The organism is Saprospiraceae bacterium (genome assembly GCA_016713025.1).
Taxonomy (GTDB): domain Bacteria; phylum Bacteroidota; class Bacteroidia; order Chitinophagales; family Saprospiraceae; genus OLB9.
The window spans coordinates 2,487,675-2,514,440 of sequence record JADJPZ010000004.1 but is presented as its reverse complement, the minus strand read 5'-3'; the positions used below and the strand labels follow the sequence as shown (position 1 = coordinate 2,514,440).

Annotated in this window: 22 protein-coding genes and 1 pseudogene; 16 read left to right on the top strand and 7 right to left on the bottom strand. The window is 36.4% G+C overall.

The annotated features are described in order from the left end of the window. Positions 1 to 7: 7 nt before the first annotated feature. The 3 genes and pseudogenes from IPK35_16960 to IPK35_16950 all read right to left on the bottom strand — a co-directional run bounded on the left by IPK35_16960 (position 8) and on the right by IPK35_16950 (position 3,686). Positions 8 to 1,485: pseudogene (locus IPK35_16960) on the bottom strand (aminotransferase class V-fold PLP-dependent enzyme). Positions 1,486 to 1,487: 2 nt separating this feature from the next. Further along, a complete protein-coding gene (glmM, locus tag IPK35_16955; GenBank protein MBK8054907.1) occupies positions 1,488 to 2,852 on the bottom strand; it encodes a phosphoglucosamine mutase in 1,365 nt (454 codons plus the stop codon). A gap of 102 nt (positions 2,853 to 2,954) precedes the next feature. Beyond that, entirely contained in the window at positions 2,955 to 3,686 is a 732-nt protein-coding gene (locus IPK35_16950; protein MBK8054906.1) for an esterase, read from the bottom strand. A gap of 153 nt (positions 3,687 to 3,839) precedes the next feature. On the opposite strand from IPK35_16950, the gene IPK35_16945 reads away from it, so the two are divergent. Next, positions 3,840 to 4,301: a hypothetical protein gene (locus tag IPK35_16945; GenBank protein ID MBK8054905.1), complete on the top strand. Its 462-nt coding sequence runs from the start codon at positions 3,840 to 3,842 to the stop codon at positions 4,299 to 4,301. A 95-nt stretch (positions 4,302 to 4,396) separates the two neighbouring features. On the opposite strand, the gene IPK35_16940 is transcribed toward IPK35_16945, so the two are convergent. Next, entirely contained in the window at positions 4,397 to 5,143 is a 747-nt protein-coding gene (locus IPK35_16940) for a Bax inhibitor-1/YccA family protein (protein ID MBK8054904.1), read from the bottom strand. A gap of 216 nt (positions 5,144 to 5,359) precedes the next feature. On the opposite strand from IPK35_16940, the gene IPK35_16935 reads away from it, so the two are divergent. Both IPK35_16935 and IPK35_16930 read left to right on the top strand, forming a co-directional pair. Further along, complete coding sequence (locus IPK35_16935; protein ID MBK8054903.1) at positions 5,360 to 6,049, top strand: response regulator transcription factor; 690 nt, start codon at positions 5,360 to 5,362, stop codon at positions 6,047 to 6,049. Positions 6,050 to 6,051: 2 nt separating this feature from the next. Next, positions 6,052 to 7,077, top strand: coding sequence for a sensor histidine kinase (locus IPK35_16930; protein ID MBK8054902.1), 1,026 nt, complete (start codon positions 6,052 to 6,054; stop codon positions 7,075 to 7,077). Positions 7,078 to 7,185: 108 nt separating this feature from the next. Here IPK35_16930 and IPK35_16925 read toward each other — a convergent pair whose 3' ends face one another. Both IPK35_16925 and IPK35_16920 read right to left on the bottom strand, forming a co-directional pair. After that, entirely contained in the window at positions 7,186 to 8,295 is a 1,110-nt protein-coding gene (locus IPK35_16925; GenBank protein MBK8054901.1) for an AhpC/TSA family protein, read from the bottom strand. Positions 8,296 to 8,675: 380 nt separating this feature from the next. Then, positions 8,676 to 9,392: a DUF2807 domain-containing protein gene (locus tag IPK35_16920; GenBank protein MBK8054900.1), complete on the bottom strand. Its 717-nt coding sequence runs from the start codon at positions 9,390 to 9,392 to the stop codon at positions 8,676 to 8,678. Between the two features lie 154 nt (positions 9,393 to 9,546). Between IPK35_16920 and IPK35_16915 the strand changes: the two genes are divergently transcribed. The 4 genes from IPK35_16915 (at position 9,547) to IPK35_16900 (ending at position 12,140) form a co-directional block, all read left to right on the top strand. After that, positions 9,547 to 10,131 carry a Uma2 family endonuclease gene (locus tag IPK35_16915; GenBank protein ID MBK8054899.1) on the top strand — a complete coding sequence of 195 codons (585 nt, stop codon included), beginning with the start codon at positions 9,547 to 9,549 and terminating at the stop codon, positions 10,129 to 10,131. A 214-nt stretch (positions 10,132 to 10,345) separates the two neighbouring features. Beyond that, on the top strand, positions 10,346 to 10,582 hold the full coding sequence (locus IPK35_16910; protein MBK8054898.1) for a hypothetical protein: 237 nt from the start codon (positions 10,346 to 10,348) through the stop codon (positions 10,580 to 10,582). A 231-nt stretch (positions 10,583 to 10,813) separates the two neighbouring features. Then, positions 10,814 to 12,004: an efflux RND transporter periplasmic adaptor subunit gene (locus IPK35_16905; GenBank protein MBK8054897.1), complete on the top strand. Its 1,191-nt coding sequence runs from the start codon at positions 10,814 to 10,816 to the stop codon at positions 12,002 to 12,004. Then, complete coding sequence (locus IPK35_16900; GenBank protein ID MBK8054896.1) at positions 11,994 to 12,140, top strand: hypothetical protein; 147 nt, start codon at positions 11,994 to 11,996, stop codon at positions 12,138 to 12,140. Before IPK35_16905 ends, IPK35_16900 begins: the two co-directional genes overlap by 11 nt. Positions 12,141 to 12,176: 36 nt before the next feature. Here the strand turns inward: IPK35_16900 and IPK35_16895 are convergent, their stop codons facing one another. Then, a complete protein-coding gene (locus tag IPK35_16895) occupies positions 12,177 to 12,539 on the bottom strand; it encodes a four helix bundle protein (protein MBK8054895.1) in 363 nt (120 codons plus the stop codon). Positions 12,540 to 12,688: 149 nt separating this feature from the next. Between IPK35_16895 and IPK35_16890 the strand changes: the two genes are divergently transcribed. From IPK35_16890 to IPK35_16850, 9 genes are all read left to right on the top strand, one after another. Then, positions 12,689 to 13,366, top strand: a complete 678-nt coding sequence (locus IPK35_16890; protein MBK8054894.1) for an ABC transporter ATP-binding protein — start codon at positions 12,689 to 12,691, stop codon at positions 13,364 to 13,366. 89 nt (positions 13,367 to 13,455) lie between these two features. After that, positions 13,456 to 15,882 carry an ABC transporter permease gene (locus IPK35_16885; protein MBK8054893.1) on the top strand — a complete coding sequence of 809 codons (2,427 nt, stop codon included), beginning with the start codon at positions 13,456 to 13,458 and terminating at the stop codon, positions 15,880 to 15,882. Positions 15,883 to 15,988: 106 nt separating this feature from the next. Continuing rightward, positions 15,989 to 18,421, top strand: coding sequence for an ABC transporter permease (locus IPK35_16880; GenBank protein ID MBK8054892.1), 2,433 nt, complete (start codon positions 15,989 to 15,991; stop codon positions 18,419 to 18,421). An 84-nt stretch (positions 18,422 to 18,505) separates the two neighbouring features. Continuing rightward, entirely contained in the window at positions 18,506 to 20,875 is a 2,370-nt protein-coding gene (locus IPK35_16875) for an ABC transporter permease (protein MBK8054891.1), read from the top strand. A 3-nt stretch (positions 20,876 to 20,878) separates the two neighbouring features. Further along, positions 20,879 to 21,256 (top strand): hypothetical protein, encoded by a 378-nt coding sequence (locus tag IPK35_16870; GenBank protein ID MBK8054890.1) that lies wholly within the window; start codon positions 20,879 to 20,881, stop codon positions 21,254 to 21,256. A gap of 3 nt (positions 21,257 to 21,259) precedes the next feature. Beyond that, positions 21,260 to 23,623 carry an ABC transporter permease gene (locus IPK35_16865; protein MBK8054889.1) on the top strand — a complete coding sequence of 788 codons (2,364 nt, stop codon included), beginning with the start codon at positions 21,260 to 21,262 and terminating at the stop codon, positions 23,621 to 23,623. A 221-nt stretch (positions 23,624 to 23,844) separates the two neighbouring features. Then, entirely contained in the window at positions 23,845 to 26,259 is a 2,415-nt protein-coding gene (locus IPK35_16860; protein MBK8054888.1) for an ABC transporter permease, read from the top strand. Further along, complete coding sequence (locus IPK35_16855) at positions 26,256 to 26,477, top strand: hypothetical protein (protein ID MBK8054887.1); 222 nt, start codon at positions 26,256 to 26,258, stop codon at positions 26,475 to 26,477. The genes IPK35_16860 and IPK35_16855 overlap by 4 nt, the downstream gene beginning before the upstream one ends. Continuing rightward, on the top strand, positions 26,455 to 26,724 hold the full coding sequence (locus tag IPK35_16850) for a hypothetical protein (protein MBK8054886.1): 270 nt from the start codon (positions 26,455 to 26,457) through the stop codon (positions 26,722 to 26,724). Before IPK35_16855 ends, IPK35_16850 begins: the two co-directional genes overlap by 23 nt. The last annotated feature ends 42 nt before the right edge of the window (positions 26,725 to 26,766 follow it).

Below are 26,766 nucleotides of genomic sequence, written 5' to 3'. Positions count from 1 at the left end.
CATTGGGTTAGTCATCAAACCACTGGTCAACAATAAGGTTTTCAGTAAACATACCGCTTTTGTGATTAAATTCATTGGTATGCGGATCGTAGACGTAATCCTCCATCCACTCTTGATGATGCAGACACAATTGTTCCAAAGCATTCAGGATAAAGTCCATCTCATCATTTGTAGTAGTGGGGTGTATAGACATCCTGATCCATCCGGGTTTATTTGCCAGAAATCCTTTTGAAATCTCGTCTGTAAGGATTTTTGACTTTTCATGGGATACCTCAAGGAGATAATGCCCATATGTACCCGCGCAGGAGCATCCACCGCGCATCTGTATTCCAAATCTGTCATTGAGCAGCTTCACCGCCAGGTTAAAATGAAGATTGTCGATATAGAAGGATATGACACCCAATCTGTTTTTGTGATGGTCCGCAAGGACTCTGAGATTAGGAATGGTGGAGAACTTTTTCCATATTTTATCCAGAAGTTCATGTTCTCGGTCCAGGATATTTCGCACGCCCATTTTTTCTTTGAGCCGGATACAAAGTGCTACTCTGATAGTTTGAAGAAATGCCGGAGTACCACCATCTTCTCTGGCTTCGATCTCATCATGATATTTATGTTCACCCCAGGGGTTTGTCCAGTCTACTGTGCCGCCACCAGGGTTGTCAGGGATTTTGTTATTATACAGTTTTTGGTTAAAAATCACTATTCCACTGCTGCCGGGCCCACCGAGAAATTTGTGAGGTGAAAAATAAATAGCATCCAGATACTCATTAGGATTTGCCGGATGCATATCTATATCAATGTAAGGTGCTGAACAGGCGAAATCTACAAAACAATAACCTCCTGCCTTGTGTATCATTCCAGCCATATTGTGATAAGGGGTGAAAATTCCTGTCACATTTGAGCAAGATGTCACAGCGGCAATTTTGAGTTTTCTGTTTTTATATTTTTCAAGCAAGAGTGCAAAACTATTCAAGTCAACTAACCCATCCGCAGTGGCTCCTATGACTACCACATCCCCGGTGGTTTCAATCCAGGAAGTTTGATTGGAGTGATGTTCCATATGGGTCACAAATATCACAGGACGTTCGTCTTCTTCTAGTGAAATCCTACCCTGAAATTTTTCATGGAGTTTGATGCCGATGATACGTTGCAGCTTATTCACCACACCAGTCATACCGGAGTTGGAAGATATCAAGATATCTCCATCTATGGCATTGACATGAGCTTTGATGATTTCCTTAGATCTTTTATACGCCAAAGTCATAGTAGAACCCGTGACATTGGTTTCAGTGTGTGTATTGGCTACAAAAGGGTAGATTTTATTGTTTATGACATCTTCTATAGGTTGATACATACGACCGCTTGCTGTCCAGTCTGCATATATGATTTTTTTACACCATAGGGCGTTTCAAATTTTGCATCATGACCTATGATATTCTGTATGAACTGAGCAAAGTGGTCCCTTAAAGTATGTTGATGATGCATATTTATAATAATACTTTTACTTTTTGAATTAACTTTTCAGCCGTGGTGATGTCATGTGACTCAGCATAGATTCTGATGATAGGTTCAGTATTTGACTTTCTCATATGAACCCATCCTTCGGCAAAATCAATTTTTAAACCATCTATATCATTGAGCTTTTCAGCTTTAAATTCTTTTTTTAGTTTCTTGTACAAGGCATCTACATCTGTTGAAGCAGTCAGATCAACCTTATCTTTGATGATTTCATACATAGGGTAAGTAGCTTTTAATGCTGACACAGCCATATTCTTTTCTGCAAGCAGAGATAAAAAAATCGCTATTCCTGCCAAAGCGTCGCGACCATAATGAAGGTCAGGTACTATGACACCACCGTTACCTTCACCACCAATGACGGCATTTGAACTTTTCATTGCTGTGACTACATTTACCTCTCCGACTTCAGAAGCAAAATATTTGCCGCCCCGGTTTATGGTGACATCAGACAAAGCACGTGTTGATGAAAGATTGGAAACTGTATTACCGGCTTCTTTGCTGAGTATATAGTCAGCTATGGCTACCAGGGTATATTCTTCACCAAACATACTCCCATCTTCACAGACAAACGCCAGCCTGTCTACATCAGGATCGATAGATATACCTGCATGGGCTTTCGTCCGGACTACAGTGCCTGATAATTCTTCCAAATGTTTGGGTAATGGCTCGGGGTTGTGTGCAAAATTTCCAAAATCGTCATGATTTATAAGTGTATATCTGACACCGAGGGCATCAAGCAAGGGAGGTACGGAAATGGCTCCCGTTGAATTGATGCAATCGACTACTACATGCAAATCAGCTGACTTTATGGCTTCAATATTGACAAATTTGTATTCTAATATTTTGCTGATATGATACTCGATGGCATCATCTACTTTGGAGTAATTTCCCAAATAATCTACACTTGCAAAGGTAAGATCACCTGATTTTATTATGTCAATGATTTCTTCACCATCTTGAGCGGAGATAAATTCTCCTTGGTGGTTAAGGAATTTCAGGGCGTTCCATTCTTTGGGGTTGTGGCTTGCTGTAAAGATGATACCTGCACCTGCGGATAATCTGGGGACCATCATTTCCACTGTCGGGGTGGTAGAAAGTCCCGTGTCAACTACATCGATACCCATAGCAATCAGGGTTTGGATAGCCAGCTGGCTCACCATATTTCCGCTTATTCTTCCATCTCTGCCTACTACAACTTTTGGTGACAGACCACGCCTTTTCATCCAGGTACCAAATCCTGCAGTACATTCTACAACGTCAACCGGGGTTAGATTGTCACCTGGTTTACCACCAATGGTACCTCTGATACCGGAAATAGATTTAATTAAAGTCACTCTTAACTCATTTTATGAAACCACAAAAGTAAGTTAAAAACTTTTAATAACATCCATCTTGAATGGTATTAAAAATCAGGTATCGAAGGTACAAATAAAAGATTAAAATTTTGTTTCCAGAATATAAGGCAACATAGCTCGCCATGTAGGCCAATCGTGTTTGATATCATAGCCCCACACATCCAGATGATGCGGTACATGCCTATGGTGGAGTAAGCCAGATAAGTATCTGGACCCACTCGGATCTTCATAATCTCCCGATCCTGTCATGATGTGTATATGCTGCGAACTTCTGATTGCGTTTAGGTGGTTTTCGTCCTGAAGGTCTTTTAAAAAGTGCATCGGACTATTCCAGTAACAATCATGATCCCAATAACTTTTTGTGTAATATCCCAAATCATATAAACCAGACATGGATATACACCCTCTGATCGCCCAGGGGTTTTTGAAAAATAAATTTGCAGCATGTAGAGCTCCAAATGAAGAGCCGCATGTATAAATCGGCGTATCCAATGATGTTCTTCCTTTGATAAACGGAACAACCTCGTTGTATACATATTGGTTGAATGCATTGTGTCTCAATACTTTGGTCCTGCCATCAAGTTTATTGTTGAGCCAACTTTCACTATTGATGGAGTTGATAGAATAAACCTTAACTTTGCCGCTATCGATATACTTTGCTATGACATCAATCATAAGAAAACGTTCATACTCAAGATAATCTGCTGCTGCTGTCGGTAAAAGAAGGATTACAGGGCCAAAATGTCCGTATTCGACAATTTCCATATTCCTGTTGAGGGTAGGGCTATACCACGATCTGATCTCTCTATGCATAACTTTAAAATTTGTACACAAGAAATGAAATATAAATCAAATGTTATAGAAATTGAATGACTAAAAATAATTATTTTATTAAAATTACCAACTGTAACTCGGTTATTTGCCTCTTTTAAAATATAAATCATTTTATTAAAATGTACAGTAGTTATGAAAAATAAGGTCTTTTACTTTGTGTTAATGCTGGTTTTAACGGCATGTTCAAAAGAAGAAAATCAGAATGAAAATTTTATAATTTTTGGTCATAGCTACGGAGAGTGTATTGGGCCTGATTGCGTTAAGGTATTTAAGCTTACTGATACTTCATTGTATTTTGATATTTATGCCAATGAAAGAAAGCAAGGTAAACATAAATATGTAGAGCTGGAAAATTCCGAATTTATAAAAGCCCGGGAATTATGGGAATTGTTCCCTTCAGAACTATTAACCATGCCGGATACCACATTCGGATGCCCTGATTGCAGAGATCAGGGAGCGTTGATACTGCAATATTCAAATGCCAAAAAATCATGGAATTTTTCAATAGACCAGGATAAAGATGAATTACCTACATATCTTCACCCATACGTTGATAAAGTCAATCAAATTATCAGTATTATCAAAGTAAAATGAGATTTACTTAATCTTGATTCACCCTAAAGATTCTTATAATAAATCAATGGGGTTGACTTCTGGAGGTACTTTCACATTTATATTCTGAAAGAGTGCTAATCTCTGTTTAATTTTGACAAAAGTCGTAAAAACTCAAGATACAGCCACACGAGTGTAACCATGAGAGACAAGCCACAGAACCATTCCATATATTTTGGAGCATTTGATTCGGCAGCCTTATCAAAATTGTCAAAGTCTAAGAGTAGATTCATAGCCGCCACTGCAATGATAGCAAGGCTAATGCCGATACCCAACATACCATTGGAATGCAACATTGGCATATTCCATCCAAAAAAGCTACCTATAAAACTGATTAAATAAACAAAAAAAATAGCACCGGTAGCCATCATAACGCCTGCTCGAAATTTTTCAGTAACAGTGATGAGCCCAGATTTATACAATACCAACATCGACAATAAAGTACCAAAAGTAAGGCATACCGCCTGTAAAATAATGCCATCCATCATACCTGCATACATCGCTGAGATGGTGCCCAAAGCCATTCCTTCAAAACCAGCATAAACGGGTGCTGCGATCGCCGATGTATGTGGCTTGAAGCTTGCCACTAACACAGCTATAAGGCCACCTACAATACCTACTATCAGCATGAACATTGTAGGCATCATGAAACTTAATGCGCTGGATATCAGTAATATAACAAACAGAATGAGTGTTTTATTGATAGCCCCGGAAATGGTCATTACATCTGACCTGTCGGTGAGGGAATCCTGCGAAGTTTGCAGTGATTTAAGTTTATCTTCATTCAGGATCGGGTTTTTTGAACTAAAAAATGAATTTGACATAATCTGTTTTTTTTATTGGTAAGTTATTAAAACGACCCAAATATAGAAATAAATTCAATAGGCAGAACATGTTTTAACCAATAAAACCAAGAAATATATTATTTGAATATACTCAAGAATATTAGTTTGAGTGTTGTGATTCTTAACATTAAAATAATATTAGATTTGTGGCTTAATCTTGGGCAATAAGTACTTTTGCCTCTCTAAATCAAACATATGTCAACAGGCTATAAAATTCTTGTAGTAGATGATGAGGAGGATATTCTGGAAATTCTAAGATACAATCTTGAAAAGGAAGGATATGAAGTCAGGTTGGCCAATGATGGTATTGCTGCGTTGGGTATTGCGGATGTATTCAATCCTGATCTGATCATACTTGATATCATGATGCCAGGTATGGATGGTATAGAAGTATGTCAGAAATTGAGGGCTGAAGTCAGGTTTAAAGACACATTGATCGCTTTTCTTACTGCCCGCAGCGAGGCATTTACTCAGATCACTGCTTTGGATTCCGGAGGTGATGATTTTATAAATAAACCCATCAAACCCAATGTTTTAAAATCCAGAATTAATGCATTACTGAGAAGGAAAGCACAATCATCAGGGATAGAAACTTCAAATAAAATTAACATCTTTGGTGAACTTGAAATAGATTATGAACAGTTTAAAGTTTCTATTAGAAATAAAGATGTAGGGCTGGCAAAAAAGGAATTTGAATTGCTCGCATTGCTTTCATCCAAACCCGGAAAAGTATTTAAAAGGACAGAAATACTTGCTAAAGTGTGGGGAAATGATGTCATAGTGGGTGACAGAACTATAGATGTACATATAAGAAAATTGCGCGAAAAAATAGGTGAAGATTACATTTTTACAATGAAAGGTGTAGGTTATAAGTTTGAATTCTGAAAGTGAATAAAAATATCACAATACGGCAAATTACCATACTTATTACAGTCGTTGTTTCTGTATTCAACGTAGTTATAATTTATCTTTTTACCAGATGGTTCAGTTTTATATGGCTGATTCTGTTTTTGCTCCCTATCATTTTCCTTAATTTTTTGATCGTCCGGTTTTTTATTGAGAGATATGTATTCAGAAAAGTCAAATTGATATATAAACTGATCTATGAAGCAAAAAAAGACAAGTTTGCTGAAGATATCTCAAAGGAGAGCCTTGAAGACGTCAACACTAAAGTGATGGAATGGGCTGAAACCACAAAAAAGGAGCTTGCTACGCTGAAGTCTTTGGAAGAATATCGGAAAAATTATGTGGGAAACATATCACATGAATTGAAGACCCCGATTTTTTCAATTCAAGCATACTTATATACGCTATTGGATGGGGGATTGTATGATGAAAGCATCAATAAAGATTATCTCAGAAGAGCTGTGGACAATACAGTCAGGCTTCAAAATATTGTGGAAGACCTTGAAATCATCACCAGGCTGGAATCAGGTCAAATGCAGATGGAATTCCGAAAGTTTGACATACGGCAGTTGACCAATGACATATTCAAAGATCTGAAACCTATGGCAAAAAAGAAAAAAATAGGTTTGAAATTTAAAGAGGGTGCTTCTCACCCTTATTTTGTAATGGGTGACAGAGATTCGATCAGACAGGTGCTTACTAATCTTTTGGTAAATTCTATAAAGTATGGAAAGGAAGGCGGTGTCACCAAGGTTTCTTTTTATGATACTGAGTCTGAAATTTTAATTGAAGTTTCAGACAATGGCTTGGGCATAGATGAAAAACATCTGAAACATGTTTTCGACAGATTTTATAGAGTGGATTCCAGCCGTAGCCGAAAACAAGGTGGGTCAGGACTGGGACTTTCTATAGTGAAGCATATCATAGAAGCTCATGATCAGACTATCAATGTCAGATCCACCCCGGATATAGGGTCTACGTTTGGGTTTACTTTGAAGAAAGCCTGATATTAATTTATTAGAGATTATAGACACATTATTTGACCGTTCAATAACTAAAAAAAAAGAGCCATCGTTTTCACAATGACTCTTCATATGATTTAACCGAAATTATTTTTACAGAAACTTCTGCACTTGTTCTTCAAGATCATTTCTTGGGTTGACAGCGACTATTTTGCCGTCTCTTCCTACCAGAAAAGTCTGAGGAATACCTCTGACGCCATATACCTGAGCTGGCGCACATTCCCATTTTTTGAGATCAGAGACATGACCATCCCATGCAAGTTGGTCTTGCTGTATTGCTGCAATCCATCTTTGTTTAGTAGCATCTGTTTGTTCCTTCAGTTGTGCGGCATCAGTGAATCTTTGAGCAGTTCTGCTGTCTATTCCATCCAATGATACAGAGAATACATCAAAACCTTTTCCTTTATACTTGTGATACACTTCCACCACATGTGGATTGGCTTTTCGGCATGGCCCGCACCAAGATGCCCAAAAGTCGATCAATACTACTTTACCTTTGTAGCTTGAAAGTTTTCTCACTTTGCCGTCAGGACCTGGCAGGGCGATTTCAGGAGCGTCCTCACCTACTCTTATTTTGGCAGCTGATGCTTCCATTTGCATTTGTTGTTCCAATTGGCCGATGACCTGATTGTACTCTTTAGCCAGTTCGAATTTGGCATCCTGCGCAGTAAGTTTTGTTGCTACTTCTTTATGCAGATCGAGGAATTCAGGTCTTAGGGTGAATAACCTTACAGCAAGTTGATAAGCCACCAAAGGGTCTGCTGTTTTACCAGTGTAAGTCGTCAGTGCCGGAACATCCATTTTTTGATCTATATAACTTCGGACAGTTTGAAAGTACGCTTCAGTAAGCTTTGAGCCTGTAACTTTGTAATTAAATTCATTTAGATCTGTAAGTTTACCATTAAAAGTTACTTCTTTTTCCGTACCGTCTGAAATAATTTCGGCAGCTTGTTCACCAATACGAAGTCGGTATATCCCTTTTTTAATACCATCGGGCAGTGAAAATGAAAATTTTCCATCAGCCCCAACAGTTTCCTGCAAAAGTATATTGGGTTGCTGGGTCAAAGTGACATTGTCCAGATAGACAGTCATGTTTTCTGCTCCGGTAAGGGTGCCTGTTATTTTTGTTCCTTTTAACGCTCCGCATGAAGCGACCAAAAGAATAGCTAAAAAACCTATGTAATAATGCTTAATAAAAGACATAAAATTTTAAAATTTAATAATTAAAGAATGCTATTTTTAGGTTAAATGTAAATTTCTGTCAACAAATTTTGTTATTTTATTGTCGTAAAAGGATAAGTAGTTGATGAACTTTTGAAAATGAGTGAACAATAAAAACCACAAAAGTAAGCAATATAACGCTTTCAGCAAGCCATTGTTGAAACAATGGTGGTTTGAGCAGGATTGTTATGAAAAATTTAACAAAAATGAGGTTTCAAATTGTTTCTTCAACAGAAATTTTCAAATAGTTTAGGCTGTTGTAAGTTTTAATGATAGGTTAATTGTGATGGAATTTATACTCAAAACAAAATTGGTTTTAAAAGAATAGCTTAAAGAACGCAATGATTTTGTTTAAACATACTCTAATTTGATTTTGAAACTTTACTAATAATCAAACCGCGGATTCCATTGGGAGTGACAATATCATCAGCTACTCCATGACCAAAATCAATATCACCATTACCATCAACTTTTCCTATAAGATTTTTGGTAGTAATTTGGTCTATTTTGATATCACCATTACCATAAACTGCACAATCGAGAAGGTCAGATTTAATTTGATTTACTTTGATGTCGCCATTGCCTTTGACTTCCAACCTGCATTTCTGCGTTAAGAGATCACTATTACACATTATATCCCCGTTACCAATGACCACCATGGATACCTCATTAGCTGTCAAGGAAGTATCAAATATAATATCGCCGTTCTTCAATAATATTACTTGTAATTCATCAATTTTGTTCGGAATCAGGACATTTAATATCGGGAAATCATCGTCATCTCTGTTTGAAAATATATTAAAAATGGTTTTCTTTTTGATGGTTTGAGTGATGAAAAGGGTGTCTTGGATGACTTCGACCTGTAACTGTTTTTCTTCCTTGTTGGCTATGTCGTATTCGACAGTATTTTTAGTGTGACTCTTCACATTAATAGTTGCATTACCATTTAAATATATTTGACTATTAGATACGAATATTTTATTCAATTTGACTTCATGACGAAAACTGTAATTGTATGAAAGATGAATGCATATGCTGAATATCAACAGTAGCAATGAAAAAGGTCTGACAGAATACATGATGTGATGGTTAGTTTGTTATAGCTATTACGTATTCGATCAAGTCATGGTTACAACATCTATTTTTTAAAGGTGCTTTGACTATCAATGAATGACATCCTTACACACATACTCTAGATTGGGTACTATTTTCACCAAAATAACTTAACTTTGTATAAATTTTTTAAGATTGGGCTTACCTGAAAAAAAATTAGTATCAGAATTGGAATACCTGGAATTGGAAATCAACTCCGTAGAAAAGCATGAATATTATCAGGGAGAAATCTTTGCTATGGCGGGAGCTACTGTTGAACATAATCGAATAGCTTCAAATACCTTTGTTGAATTAGGAAGTGGTTTGAAGAATAAAAATTGTGTGCCATATAACAGCGATCTCAGGATCCATGCCCAAACAAATTCGCTTTACACTTATCCAGATATCAGCGTCATTTGCGGTGAAGTAGAAAAATTGGATAATGTATTTGATACTGTCACCAACCCGACTGTGCTCATAGAAATCCTGTCTGAAAGTACACGTGATTATGATCGTGGTACTAAATTTATGCTTTACAGAGATATTGCCAGTCTAAGGGAATATTTAGTGATAGATTCTACAGGGTCGATACATGCGGAAAAATATTTCAAAGAATCCAATAATGAGTGGATACTTAGGGAATATAAATCCTTAGACGATACCTTTAAGCTGGAATCATTGGATGTAGATCTAAATATGGCGGATATTTATAGAGGTGTGTATTAGTTATAGATAAGTAAATTTTACCTGTTTACTTTATTGTTAAAGTTTATTGATGTTATTACAAAATCTCCAGAACCAAATGTCATTTTTTAAATCAATAAAAATCTATGCCATAGTTTTAGCATTGTTTATCATTAGCTCAATTCAATGTACTCAACCGAATAGAATCATATATGATAAAACTATAAAAACTTCAATATCGCTAAACAATAAATATATGGCAGAAATTAAAACTAATAAAACGCTTAGCCACTATAATTTAATTATCAAAAATATGCATAAAGATAGTTCTGTTTTGCTTGATACATTATTATGTCTAAAAGGATACCATGATCCCATTTTTAGTTTAAATTGGAAAGATCCAAAAAGCATTCTTGAAGTTACTGTAGATAATGATTTTGGTGAAAACGTCCAATTCTATTTATTTGACCTAAATAAGACTATAAACAATTAGTAATTTTTAAATCCACAAAACGAAAAGATCTACTTTCGACACCGTACACATCCGTCCAAAATCGGACAAACAATTATGGCAATAAATTCTTAATAAGCTGTAATACAGACCTTTAAATATTTGGCACACTGATGGTAATATAATGGCTATAAGTATATGAATATTTAAAATGGATAAAGTAATACCAAAAAATTCTGGAACCGACAGCGGATAGTTTTGAGTAGTCTAGCAATGCTCTTTTTGACTTTTGTGGTTTGGCAGTTTGGATTTGCAGACAAAAGGTCTAAGCTCAATGTAGATGCTGAAAAACTTACTGTATCTGAAGTCAAAGATGGCAGTTTTGACGAATACATCATAGTACAAGGCGTTGTCCAACCCCTGAAAACAATACAACTTGATGCCATCGTCGGTGGATATGTAACCCAGAAGCTCGTAGATGGTGGCAATATGGTTAAGTCTGGAGATATCATCCTACGACTAGAAAACCAAAGTCTAAAACTTAATTTCCTTCAGTCCGAGACAGAAGCTAGCCGATTGGTCAATGATCTGCAAAATACGAGACAAAGACTCAAAGTTGAGCGATTCAATCTTCAGAAAACATTAAGTGACCTAGATTTTCAGACTGCTCAAGCAAAAGATGTGCTGGACAGAAACGAAAAACTCAAATCATCCAATATGGTCTCAGACCTAGATTACCAAAGAACCAAAAGAGAATATGATCGTCTCGTAAAACAACGTCAAATCGAAATTGAATCTCAGAAATATCAACAAGAAAATGCTGAGCTACAAATCAAACAACTGGAAGGTACTCTGGCTCGAACTCAGAAAAACGTAGATCTATGGCGACAGACACTTGAAAACCTAGTAGTGAAAGCACCTGTGACAGGACTATTGTCCGCGATCAATGTAGAGATCGGTTCTAATATCAATCAAGGTCAAAATATTGGTCAGATAGACGATATGAATGGCTTTAAGCTAAGAGCTGGTATAGATGAGCATTATATTTCAAGAATATTTACCGGCTTGAAAGCAAGCTTTGAGTTTAATGGTGGCAAATACGAAATGGAAATTTTCAAGGTGTACCCTGAAGTTAACAACGGTCGGTTTGCCGTCGATATGACTTTCGCCAAAAGCGCACCGGATGGTATTCGCAGAGGTCAATCATCACCTGTCAGACTGGAACTTGGCCAATCTCAAAAAGCTATCTTACTGCCTGTCGGAGGATTTTTCTCAGATACAGGTGGTAATTGGGTATATGTAGTAGAATCAGATGGCAAACGTGCTGTCAAACGCAAAATTTCTCTCGGTCGAAAGAACCCAAATTATTATGAAGTACTCGATGGTTTGAAGGTAGGAGATAAAGTGATTACGAGTTCTTATGGTAATTATGGAGATAAGGAGGTGTTGGAGATTGGGAATTAAGGAGAATGGAACGAGAAGAATGGAGCGAGGAGAATGGAGCTTGGAAAATGGAGCTTGGAAAATGGAACGAGGAGAATGGAATAAGGAAACGGGTAAAATGGAGCAAGGAGAAAGGAACAAGGAACGAAGGGAATGAAACTGAGAAAATGGAACGAGGAGAATGGAAAAGAAATTATTTAAATTTTTCCTGTCTTGTTCTGATTAGACTTCCAAGCATGGCAGAGATATGGCGGCATTTTGCTATGATGTCCTTTGCTGTTTCAGGGTCGATGATTCCGATGGCTTCAGCAATGTAAATTTGGGTTCTCAATTCGCCAGATGACCCTTTTGAAATTCTGAGAAAACGGATGAAATCTTTGTTGTAATCACGTTCGAAACCTTCGGCAATGTTTGATGGAATAGAAACACCAGATCGGCAAATTTGATCTTTAAGTGAATATTCTTTGCAATTTGCTAATTTTTTATACAAATCTATTGCCATAGATAGGCCTGATTGATAGACATGTAAATCTTCAAATGACTCAATTTTTGACATTTTAAAATATTTTTTTCATGATAATTCAAAATTTATACCATTTTTTAAAGAATAATGTGGATTAAGAAAACTTAGGCGATATCCTAGTTCCTAGTTCCTTTCTCCACGCTCCAAATTAAATTATAAATTCATAAAACAATTATAAAAATATGATCTCAGTACAAAATCTTCAAAAAATATTTACCACCGAAGAAGTGGAAACCACAGCGCTGAATGGTATCGATATGGAAATCAAAGACGGTGAATTCGTCGCTATCATGGGACCTTCAGGATGCGGCAAATCTACACTATTAAATATCCTGGGTTTGCTTGACAATCCGTCTGAAGGATCTTATGATTTTTATGGTACCGAAGTTGCCAAAATGAGCGAACGTCAAAGAGCGCAGCACCGAAAAGGCAATATCGGCTTTATATTCCAATCGTTTAATTTGATAGACGAACTGTCAGTGTTTGAAAATGTAGAATTGCCCCTTTTATATTTGAAAATACCAACAGCTGAACGCAAAATTAAAGTTGAAGCTGCTCTGGAGCGTATGAGTATGATGCATAGGCGTAATCACTTTCCTCAGCAATTGTCAGGTGGTCAGCAACAAAGAGTTGCCATAGCAAGAGCAGTCGTAGCGAAACCGAAATTGATCCTTGCCGACGAACCTACAGGAAATCTCGACTCCAAAAACGGTGAGGAGGTGATGAAACTCCTTCAGGAACTCAATAATGAAGGAACGACGATTGCTATGGTAACGCACTCACCGTATGATGCAGGATTTTCGCATAGGATTATCAATCTATTTGATGGTAAGATTGTGACGGAGAATTTTCATGTGTAATATAGAAATTAGCTATCGGCTGTTAGAAATCTTTTTCTTTGTATTCATCAACTAATAGCTAATGGCTAGAAGCTCAAAGCTTAATAAAAATGCTCACTAATTACTTCAAAATAGCATATAGAAACCTTTGGAAAAACAAGGTGTATTCGCTGGTAAATATCGGTGGCTTGGCTATGGGTATGGCAGCTTTTATACTTATACTGCAATATGTAAGTCTGGAAAAATCAGTGGATAAGTTCCATACACAAATAGATAAGACTTATCGACTTCTCAATGAAAGTCCCAAAGGTGATATGTGGAAAGAGCATGCACCGGGATGGGCAGACTTGGTTAAAAAGAGAATTCCAGAAATCAAAGAATTTTGCCGTTTTGATGACGGCAACGGCAAAGGAGTAGTGAAATCCAATAACAAAAACACATCCTTTAAAGAAGAAAGAGTGAGTTATGCTGAAGGCAATTTTTTTACTTTTTTCTCATTTGCACTTGCAGCCGGAAGACCTGAAGATTTTGACAAACCCAATGTTGTATTCATATCAGAAAATCACGCCAATAAATATTTTGGAAATGAAAACTCTATAGGGAAGATTTTAATACTCAGCAATCAATTTGGAACGCAGAATTATACAGTAGGTGGTATTTTTAAAAACATAGGCGAAAACTCAAGTATCAATTACGATATGTTTTTCTCTTTACAAACCCTTAAAAATCCTGCAAACTTAAATGGTAATGATTGGGCTGAGTTAGACAATCTGGGATCTCAATACATAGATACTTACTTTTCATTAAATGAAAACGCTGATTACTCCAAAGTAGAAGACAAATTAAATGCACTGAGGAAGGAGTTTGATCAAGATAGTGATGGCGCTATATTCAGACTTCAGCCATTTTCAGAAGTCCATTTGGGAGCTACTTTTGATGACAAATTTCCGCATTCCGGTGATGTAAAATATGTTTATATGCTGATGGGTATAGCTTTTTTGATATTGTTGATTGCATGGTTCAATTACATCAATCTTAGTACCGCTAATGCCATGAAACGTGCAAGTGAGGTTGGTGTGCGCAAGGTGATAGGAGCTACACAAAGCAATCTGGTTTATCAGTTTCTGTGTGAATCCATTTTTGTAAATCTTTGTTCCGTTGTTTTAGCAGGTATTATTATCATATCGATTCAACCGTTATTTAATGATTTAATGGGGAAATCTCTAACAATTATGCATTTAGCTGCTTCACCGTTGTGGGTGATGAGTCTAGGAGTCATGCTCATTGGTTCTTTGGCAGTTGGAACATATACGGCTTTTCTTTTATCAAAATTCAATCCTATAAAAACACTAAAAGGTAAGATGGCAAAATCTTCAGGTGGTGTTTTCCTAAGAAAATCATTGGTAGTCTCACAGTTTGGAATTTCTATAGCATTGGTATTAGCGACCGTATTGATCTATAGTCAGTTGCAATACATGAAAAATCGAGACAAAGGGCTGGATATTAATCAATTACTGGTCATAAATGGCCCTGAAATAGGTAAAGACAGTACCTATACACAAAGAAAAACTGCTTTTTTTAATGAGCTCGAAAGACAGAGTTTTGTCAAAGATTTTGCCGGTTCAGGCAGTGTGCCGAGTAAAGGATATAATTTCAGAACCGGTGGTTTTACACAACCCGGCTCTAAGGCTGGTGATGAGACAAAAGCGTATGCCTTCAGCATCGTAGGTGAAAGGTATTTTGATACTTATGGCATAAAATTAGTAGCAGGAAGAAATTTTACCAATGCTGAATGTAATGTAGAATGGAATGACAATAGCAAAGTAATATTAAATGAAACGGCGGTAAGAGAATTGGGGTTTGTATCATCTGAAGACGCCGTAAGAACAAAAATAAAATGGGATGAACGATATTTGGATGTCATTGGTGTGATCAAAGATTATAATCACCTGAGTTTGAAAAATAAAATTGATCCTATCATATTCTATCCACAAGCATCATCAGAATATATCACTGTACGATTGACTCCTGAAAATATGAGTGATAAAATCGGCTCATTGGAAAGCCTTTACAAACAATACTTTCAGGGCAATCCTTTTGAATATGCGTTTATAGATGAAAATTTTAATAAGTCTTATGCCATTGAACAGCAATATGGGTCTTTGTTTTCGATTGCTGCTATTTGGGCAATTTTTATAGCATGTCTGGGGCTTTTTGGCTTAGCTACTTTTACCGTTGAATCGCGGACCAAAGAAATAGGAGTAAGAAAGGTCCTTGGTGCTTCTATTCCAAGCATTATCCATTTACTATCCAAAGATTTTGTAGTCTTAATAGCCATTGCATTGATCATAGCTTCTCCTGTAGCTTATTATTTTATTGAAAAATGGTTAGGCAATTTTCCATACAGAATAGATATTTCATGGTGGCATTTTGCTGTAACGGGAATCATTGCTTTTATTTTTTCAATATTATCGATGAGCTATCAAGCTATCAAAGCCGCATTGATGAATCCTGTGAAAAGTTTGAAAACGGAGTAAAGCTGTTAGCCAAAAGCTATCAGCATTTAGCTTTTAAGCTCAAGAAACCAAATTATTTAATAATCAGCTAATAGCTAACAACTAATAGTGCAAATCTTTAAAAATCATGCTCACAAACAACATCAAAATCGCCTGGAGAAACATTCAAAAAAATAAAGGCTATACTGCAATAAATGTAATCGGTTTAGCAGTTGGGATTGCTTCGTCTATTTTAATATTTAGCTTGATTTACTTTGAGTTGAGTTTTGATACTTTTCACAGTAAGAAAGATAATATCTATTTGATAGAGAGAGAGGTGACCACAGAAGATGGCGAAATTCACTACACTTCAGGAACTAGTCTTGCTATGATAGACGGAATCAAATCAGAGATTTCTCAATTTAAAAATGTCATTCCAGTATGTGGTACAATTGAGCCACAAATAACAATAATTGGGCAAGATCCTAATAGTAATAACTTTTCAAAAAAATATAACGAAAAGAATCAAGGTCTATGCGTGGGACCAGAGTTCTTTGAGGTATTTGATTTTAAATGGAAAATTGGAAAGCCAGAAGTTCTTAATGAGCCTAAAGTGGTGGTGCTAAGTGAAAAATATGCTGAGAAGTATTTTGATGATGTATCCAAAGCTGTTGGTCAGTATATAAAGGTGAATAACTTAACAACAATGAAGGTGGGAGGAATCTTAGAAAATCCGCCACTCAATACAGATTTTCCGATGGATATTATATTCTCCTATGCAACAAAAAGAGCTGATCCTGGCAATTGGGGTTTTGGAGAATTTGACAATTGGGGTAGTACCAGCAGTATGGATAAGATATTTATTGAATTACCTAATAATTTTTCCGTAAGTAAAGCCAACCAATTATTGGCAGATTTTACTACCAAACATTTTGACCCTAAAAAATCTAATGACACAAAGGTTCATACTTTAGGCTCAATTGGTACTTTTCATTTTGACGATCGATTTGGTAATTATAAGGGTAGAACCATCTCAAAAACAAAGATTTACAGTATAGGGTTAGTAGGATTACTTATTTTGTTTATCGCATGTATTAATTTTATCAATATTGCCACGGCAATAGCAAGTAAGAGATCAAAAGAAGTAGGAGTTAGAAAAACACTAGGGAGTCAAAGGTATCAATTAGTTGGCCAATTCATGACAGAGACATTTGTAGTGGTTTTATTTTCAATTCTCATTGGCCTTTTGATATCTTCGATTAGTCTTCCATTAATTAATAAAACTTTTGACTTTCCATTAGAACACAACCCATTTACTAATTTAAGGTTATGGGCATTTATTGGTTTGTTGTTAATTTTTGTAACGTTACTTTCAGGATTCTATCCAGCCATAGTCTTATCATCCTTTAAGCCACTTCAATCTCTCAAAAATGCAGTCAGTCCATCTTTAGGAAGTAATATATCATTGCGAAAAAGCTTAATTGTTTTTCAATTTGTGGTGGCATTGCTCATGATGGTAGGTACTATTGTAAATTATCAACAGATGGAATATGTTCACAATATAGATACAGGATTTAAGAAAGAGGGAGTCTATACTTTTGGAATGGATACGGAGTATAAAGATAGAAATGCAACTTTTAAAGCAAAATTAAAAGAACTAAATGAAGTGAAATCTACTACTTTTGGCAATGATGCTCCTTCTTCAGATAATGAATGGGAAGTTAATTTTAGCTTTGACGGTAGGCCAAAAGATGAAGCCTATAATCTTAATTTAAAACTCATAGACGCAGATTATTTTGAAACTTTTGGAATTGAAGTTGTAGCAGGCAAGGTGTACGAAGAGCAAGATACTTTGCGTAAGTTGGTGGTGAATGAGACAGCTGTAAAGAAATTAGGCATCAAAAATCCAGAAGAAATTATTGGTAGAAATATCCAGGTGGGTGGATGGGATCCGCATCCTGTCATAGCGGTCGTTAAAGATTTTCATGTAGCTTCAACCAAGGAAGAAATAGCTCCTTTATTGATGACAAAAGGTCCCAAATACTATTGGCATGGAGCCGTTAAACTTGCTTCCAATAATATTCCATCTACTGTACAAAAAGTAGAAAAAATATTTAATGAAGTTTATCCAGAAGTAGTCTTTGAAGGAAAGTTTTATGAAGAAACAATGCAAAGTTATTACAAGTCTGAGACTCAACTTGGTTTCTTATACCGGGTGGCTTCTATTCTTTCTATTTTGATAGCTTGTTTGGGTATTTTAGGTCTAGTAGCTTTTGTAGCTGAACAAAAAACTAAAGAAATAGGAATACGAAAAATATTAGGAGCAAATTTGTATAATCTTGCTTCATTAATATCTAAGGACTTCATCATTTTGGTATTTATAGCGATGGTGATTGCATTTCCATTGGGAAAATACTTTTTGGATAAATGGTTGTCTGACTTTGTGTACCGTATTGATATACAGTGGTGGGTATTTGTAATTGTTGGGATTTGCGCTTTATCTATTACTGTTTTAGCGGTCAGTTACCAGTCTATAAAAGCAGCTATAATGAATCCAGTGAAAAGTTTAAAAACGGAGTAAGACGAATGACGAACAATCAGAATGACGAATAAACGAACAACCTAATGACAAATAGACAATCCTTAAACCCTGACACCTAATACCATGCTCCATAATTATTTCAAAATCGCTTGGCGAAACCTTGTAAATAACAAAGTTTATACTCTTATCAACATTGGAGGACTTGCTTTTGGGATGGCGGTGGCTATTCTTATTGGGCTTTGGGTTTTGGATGAGCTTAACTTTGATAAATATCATAAAGAGCATGATAGGATATCAATGTTGCAGAAAAACCGCAGTTTCAATGGCAATATCATTACCGAGCAATCTATGTCGATTCCACTTGCTGCTAAATTGAGAGAATCTTACGGAAATTATTTTGAAGAAGTTGTGGCGTCGAGTTACGGTGGTGAAAAAAGCTTGACAGTTAACGATAAAACCATCATAAAACGAGGTTTGTTTATGGAAACTGGTGGAGAAAAAATCCTTGATTTGCAAATCTTGGAAGGCTCGCCAATCTTCCCCTTAGCACCTTTTGAAATTCTTATTTCTGACAAAACAAAAGATGCTCTTTTTGAGAATAAAAGTGCGCTAAATCAAACCGTTCATCTCGATAAAAATACGCCATTTAAAATTGTAGGTGTGTTCAAATCATTGCCACAAAATTCAACTTATCGCAGCACATCGTTTTTTTCGTCGATGGATTCTTACTTGCAAAAGGAAGATTGGTTAAGTGCAAAAAAACTTTGGGACGAAAATTCTTTTCCAATATATGTAAAATTGGCAAAAAATGTTTCGGCAGAACAGGCATCGACATTGATAAAAGACGAAATCTATAAAGTTACCAAAGACCCTTCAAAGCCAGCTTTGTTTTTGTATCCGATGGATACTTGGCATTTATATCCCGAGTACAAAAATGGTTTGCCGGTTTCTACTGGAAAAGATAATATCTTGATTTTTGGCTTAATTGGCATTCTGACAATACTTTTGGCAGCCATTAACTTCATGAATTTGAGTACAGCACGGTCAGAAAAACGTGCCAAAGAAATTGGAGTGAGAAAAGCCATAGGCTCGGGCAGAGGTCAAATTATTGGGCAATTTTATGCTGAAACGTTTCTGACTATATTCCTAAGTACTTTGCTAGCAATTGTTTTGGCTCAAATAGCCTTACCGTTATTCAACGAACTGGCCGAAAAGAAAATCGAATTTCCGTGGGGAAATCCAGCTTTTTGGTCTGAAATTGTTTTGTTTTCTGGTTTTTTGATACTATTTGCAGGAAGCTATCCAGCATTATACCTTTCTTCTTTTCAGCCTGTTAAGGTGTTAAAAGGTAAAATTCAAAGTAGCTCATTTGAGTTGTTTTCAAGAAAAGGACTTGTGGTTTTTCAGTTTAGTATCTCCATTGTTTTGATAATTTCGACGACAATCATCTATAAACAAATTCAGTTTACTAAAAATCGACCATTGGGCTATGATACTAAAGGCTTGGTGCAAATACGCAAAAATAATGAAGATTTAAGAGGTCATTTTTATGCCATGCGACAAGATTTGCTCAACTCTGGAGCTATCGTAGAAATGGCCGAAATCAATAGCCCAATGTCAGAATCATGGCATTATTCGAGTGCCTACAGTTGGCCAGAGAAAAACTCCAATGCTGAAGATCTGGTTTCTTTAAATGTAACGCCCGAATTCGGAAAAACCATAGATTGGAAAGTCATTGAGGGCCGAGATTTTTCAAGGGCTTTTTCGAGTGATTCAAACGCAGTGATTTTGAACGAAGCAGCCGTAAAAATGATGGGCTTGAAAAATCCTGTCGATCAGTTGATTAGGAAAAATGGCAAGCCTCTTACGGTAGTTGGTGTGGTGCAAAACATTGTCATGGATTCACCCTTTGACCCTGTTCGTCCCACCGTTTTTGAAGTTATAAAAGCCAATGCTCCTTTCATAACCATAAAGTTAAAGCCTGAGATAAGCCCTTCAGAATCAATCGCTAAGATGGAAAAAGTATTAAAAACTTACGACCCAGCGGGCAACTTTAATTATCTTTTTGCCGACGAACGCTTTAATGAAAAGTTTTTTAGAGAAAAAAGGATGTCCAGTTTGATAAGTTTTTTTGCTATTCTATCCCTTTTTATATCATGTTTAGGACTATTCGGGCTTGCTAGCTTTGTAGCGGAACAACGCACCAAAGAAATTGGTATCCGTAAAGTCCTAGGTGCTTCGATAGCCAATTTGTGGCAATTATTATCAAAAGATTTCGTGATTTTGGTCATTATTTCTTGCCTAATCGCTGCGCCAATTGCTCATTATTTTATGCATGAATGGTTGCAAAAATATTCTTATAGAACTGAAATCAGTTGGTGGGTTTTTGTAACTGCTGGTACTGGTGCATTAGCGATCACTATAATGACAGTAAGTTATCAAGCTATCAAAGCGGCATTGATGAATCCTGTGAAGAGTTTGAAAACGGAGTGAATTATGAGAGTATTCATTATATTTAACGTAATATTTTTTGGTTTTTCTCAGCTTATCATGGCTCAAAATTGTAGTTTGGATGCTTCACTCTCCAAAATCCGAAGTTTACTAATTGAAAAAAAATCGGAAGAAAACATAAAAATTGAATATCTCAAAAATAAACCTGCTTTGCAAATCAATAATCATGTTTTTCCAATAAGTGAGAATACACACATAAAATTAGGTTCTGACAATAGTGTGGAGTTTTTCCTTCAAAAAGGCACTGCTATAACCGATGTTAATGATCCTGCTTTTAAAAGAGCTTATTGGCAAATCAACTTTGCTTCTAAAAATGCTTGTAAACAATTTATTAAATATTTTAACTGTCTAAAATATCACTAAGTCATGTTTCTAAATAATCTAAAAATCTCTTGGCGAAATCTGCAAAAAAACTGGGTATATTCGCTCATTAACATCTTGGGTTTAACAATTGGTTTTGCTGCTTCGGCACTCATTTTACTTTGGGTCAATGACGAGAAAAGCTTTGAAAATACGCATCAAAATAAAGACCGAATCTTTCAGGCTTGGAACAGAGTTACTGACAAAGGAGAAACTAATTGCTGGAACGTTACGCCACAAATCATGGGTGTGATGTTGCAAAAAGACTATCCAGAGATAGAAAAAATGGTTAGAACAGATTGGCCTGATAAGGCTTTAATGCAATTTAAAGAAACCAAATTGAAAGGTACTGTTCAGGTTGTTGATTCCACGTTTTTAGATGTTTTCACCTTCCCGCTGCTCAAAGGTGATCCAAAGACTTGTTTAAATGGTGTCAATAATATAGTTGTCACCAAGGACTTTGCTCAGAAACTATTTGGTAACAAAGATCCGATAGGTCAAATCGTCAAGCTTCACAATGAGTCTGATTTTATGGTAACGGGTGTTTTAGATAATTTGCCAACAAACACTCAGTTTAAATTTGATTGCTTAGTTCCTTGGCGTTTTAAAGTAGCACATAATATAGAAAGCTTATTTTGGGGTAATAACTCCACAACAACCTATGTTTTGCTCGAAAAAAATGTCGATTATGTAGCATTTAACGAAAAAGTCAAGCATTTACGAAAGAATTATGATCAAGAGACAGCTAACTGGGAAACATTTATTTACCCTTTTGCCAAACTACGCCTTTATGGGAGTTTTAAAAACGGCATAGAAGAAGGCGGAAAAATCGAAACTGTCCGAAACTTTACGGTAATAGCACTTTTGATATTATTGATTGCTTGTATCAATTTTATAAATCTTAGTACAGCGCGTGGTGACAAACGCGCCAAAGAAGTAGGAATTAGAAAATCTGCAGGAGCCAATCGTCTCTCATTGATAAAACAATTTTATACAGAATCATTCTTAACAGCAGTATTAGCAGCTATTTTGGCAATGTTCATCACCACTCTTAGTCTACCTAAGTTTAATGAACTTATTGATTCAAAAATAATCATTAATTGGTTAGATGTACATTGGCTAGTTTACACTTTTACCTTCATTGTAGCCGCCGGTTTGGTAGCAGGATCATATCCTGCATTGTATCTATCGAGTTTCAATCCGTTGAAGGTGTTAAAAGGTAGTTATATCAATATTCCTTCGACTCTCACACCTAGAAAAGTACTGGTTGTTTTTCAGTTTGTTTTTTGTGTTTTGCTCATTTCGTGTACAATTATTATCACAAAGCAATTAGATCAAGCTCAAAAACGAAAAGTGGGTTATAACAAAGAGAATCTTATTTTTCATGCAATGGAAGGGGATATTGATAAAAATTTCAATGTGATTAAAGAAGCGTTAATCAAAAATGATATTGCTGTTTCGGTGGTCAAAACTTTTTCACCCATCACCGAAACATGGAGCAATACTGGCGGAATGCAATGGCGAGGCAAAGCTGATGATGACCACCGAAATGTAGACCGATTTGGAGGTGACGATAAAATAGCAACAACGCTTGGGTTGGAAATCATAGATGGTAGAGATTTTGATTTAAAAGCCTATCCGACTGACTCTTCAGGAATTATAATTAACGAAACCATGAAAAAAATGATGGGTTTTAAAAACCCAATTGGGGAGAAAATTACAGATGGCGGCTGGGAGTTTTATGTCATAGGTGTGGTTAAAGATTTTATAATGCAATCGCCTTTTCAAGAAATCAGTGCTGTGACAATTGCTGGTCCCAAAATGAGTATGTTTAATGCTGTTCATGTTAAATACAATTCTACAAAACCCATTAAAGAAAACTTGGCAAAAGCAGAAGTGATTTTTAGAAAATACAACCCCAACTACCCGTTTGAATATAGTTTTGTGGAAGAAGAATACAATCAGAAATTTACAAACGTAGCAAGGTTGTCTGCTATGGCGAAGTGGTTTACTTTTCTGACTATTTTCATTACATGTTTGGGGCTGTTTGGTTTGGTCACTTCTCTTGCACAAAATAAGATCAAAGAAATTGGCATTCGTAAAGTTTTAGGGGCTGACATCCAACAAATCATTTTTCTGATGTCCAAAGATTTTATTGCCCCTATTCTTATTGCTATAGTAATTGCGAGTCCGCTTGCTTATTGGATTATGGAGCAATGGTTACAAAAATACCCATTCAGAATAAATATAAATCTGCTGGTATTTGTTTGGGCTGGCATATTGACATTTACAATAGCATTTTTTACTGTCAGTTATCAAGCCATCAAAGCGGCACTTATGAATCCGGTGAAAAGTTTGAAAACGGAGTGAAGGAGAAAGGAAATAGGAGAATGGAGAAAGGAGGACGGAAAATGGAAAATGGAATTTGGAAAATGGAATTTGTTGTACATCCGGGTTCCGACCTCCGCAAAATCCGGTCTCCGTTAGAGCTTTCAAAATTAATTAGAATAAGAAAAGAAAATTTTTAATAATATAAAATGGGGATAATATCCGTTTTCCGGTGTTTCGGAATCCGGTCTCCGTCAAAAATCATGCTCCGTAACTATTTCAACATCTCACTTAGGAATCTTTGGAAACATAAGACTTTTTCATTGATCAATCTTGTAGGCCTTTCACTGGCTTTTGCGGCAAGCTTACTTCTTTTTCTGACTAGTTATCAGGAGTTTACTTACAATCATGTACACCAAAATATTGATGATATCTACAAGTATTATCTCAAAGTAAATAGAGCCGAAGAGACAAATTTTGGTAGTACTGTGCCTGCTCCCGTGAAAGATGCTTTAGTGGCAGACTATAAAAAAGAAATAAAACATATCTCCAGGATAAGGGATATCAGTTTTGTAGTAAAATATAAGGATAAAACCATCTCAGAAGGTGCTTTGGCGGTCGATGCAGACTATGCCAAGATGTTTAGTTTTGATTTTATCGAAGGCTCAGCAGAGACTGCACTAAGTGATTTGAGTAATATTGTACTGCGCGAAGATGTGGCCAAAAAAATATTCGGTGACGAACCAGCCATGGGTAAAGTAATCATGGCAGAAATAGGTGACAAACCTATGCCACTGACAGTGAGCGGAATTACAGCCAAGCTACCTGAAAATACCAGCATCGAAAATGACATGATGGTACGCTATGAAATTGAACCTGATTACGAATCCAGTAAAGACAATTGGAATCATTCAAATTCCAACTTATATGTACAGGTACACGAAGGCATTACACATTCAGAACTGGAGAAAAGCCTGAAATCTTTTGCTCCCAAATATTATAAAGACGCCATCGAACAGGTAAAAAAAGAAGGTGGCAAACCTGATGAAAATGGAGATATTATCAGTGCAAAAATGCTGCCATTTGGTAAGGAGCATTTTGACCGAAATGTTGGTGGCGGCCGATCAGTAAGCATAGTTTATCCTTATACACTGTTGATTATCAGTATTTTTATTATATTTATAGCATGTATTAATTTTGTAAATCTGAGTATCTCACGGTCCATACTTCGTGCGAAAGAAGTAGGCATACGCAAAGCCCTGGGTGCAATACGTGGTCAGGTCATGGGTCAGTTTTGGGGTGAAGCTTTGGTGACTTGTCTGATTTCTTTCATGTTGGGTTTATTACTTTTTAATGTTAGTTTATCAGGATTCAACGCTTTATTCAAAACAAAACTCAATTTCCAACTGCTTTACAATCCTACTATCCTTGGTATTTTAACTCTTGTTTTTTTACTTATTACTTTTATTGCTGGTGGATATCCTGCTTGGTTTATTTCCAAAGTTAATACCATAGAAGTCCTGAAAGGTAAACTGAAAACCAGCATCGGATCGGGACTACTACGAAAAACTTTGATTGTGAAACAATTTGCAATCTCTGTTCTTCTAATCAGTTGTACGATCATCATATGGTCACAATTACAATACTTACGCACTAAACCACTGGGCCTTGACCAGGATCATGTCATCAGTGTGCCAGTAGGACGGGAAGTAGATGGCAGCAGGATGTTGGCATTGCTCAAGACCAAACTGAGTAGTCAACCGAATATTATCAATATCACAGCGGCTGATAATAATATCGGTTTTGGTAAAGATGGCTCGTCATCAAAGTCGCAATATGGCATCATGCATGAAGGCAAAGTGGTCAATACAAATGCTCTATTCGTTGATTTCGAATACTTAAAAACTATGGGTATCACACTCAAAGATGGCAGAGATTTTTCAGTAAGTTTTCCTTCTGACTCTACTGGTGCATGTATTATCAATGAAAGCATGGCCAAAGTATTGGGTAGTAAGGATCTCATAGACAAAAAGATTGCTCTAAATGAAGGCAAAGTCATAGTAGGCATCATCAAAGACTACCATTTTGAATCACTCAAAAACAATATCGAGCCCATCACGCTCATGATTAATGGATTTCCATATACATATATTTTCATCAAGATAGCGGACAAAAATGTAGATGCAACCTTAGCAGCTATCGAAAAAAGTTATAAAGAGATCGCACCAAATTCTGAATACCTTGGATCATTTCTTGATGAAAACAGAAATGAACAATACAGAGCAGAACGACGGTTTACGCAAATGTTTATTTATGCGGCTATTCTGGCGATATTTTTATCCTGCCTTGGTTTATTCGCCATAGCGGTCATCAATATTACAGATAGATTTAAAGAGATAGGCATTCGCAAAGTTTTGGGCTCGTCGATAGCCGGACTTATATGGGAACTTAGCAAAGATTTTATGCTTCTTGTTTTGATTTCTATCTTTATTGCAGCACCCTTTGCTTATTACTTTATGGAACAATGGTTGAACGATTTTGCCTACAGAATAGAAATCCAATGGTGGTTTTTCGGATTGGCTGGTGTCACAGCTTTGGTTATCGCTTTCTGTACGATTAGTTATCATGCGATAAAGGCGTCATTGATGAATCCTGTGAAGTCGCTGAGGTCGGAATGATGGAGAAAGGAGAAAGGAGAACGGAGAATGGAAGAATGGAGATAGGAGAATGGAGAAAGGAAAATGGAATGATGGAGAAAGGAGAGTGGACAAAAGAAAGTGCAAAAAGTGGGCGGATTCCCTTTAGGGATAATAGGGTAAGCGTGGGTAAAAAGGGAGAACGGAGAACGGAGAAAGGAGAACGGAGAAAGGAGAATGGAGAAAGGAAAATGGAATGATGGAGAAAGGAGAAAGGAGAAAGGAGAATGGAATGATGGAGATAGGAGAATGGAGAAAGGAGAATGGAGAAAGGAAAATGGAAGAAGGGAAGAAGGGAGAAGGGAGAAGGGAGAATGGAATGATGGAGATAGGAGAATGGAGAAAGGAAAATGGAGAAAGGAAAGTGCACAAAGTGAGCGGATTTCCTTTAGGGATAATAGGGCAAGCATGGGTAAAAAGGAGAATGTAGAAAGGAGAATGGAGTGAATGGAGAAAGGAGAAAGGAGAAGGGAGAAAGGAGAAGGGAGA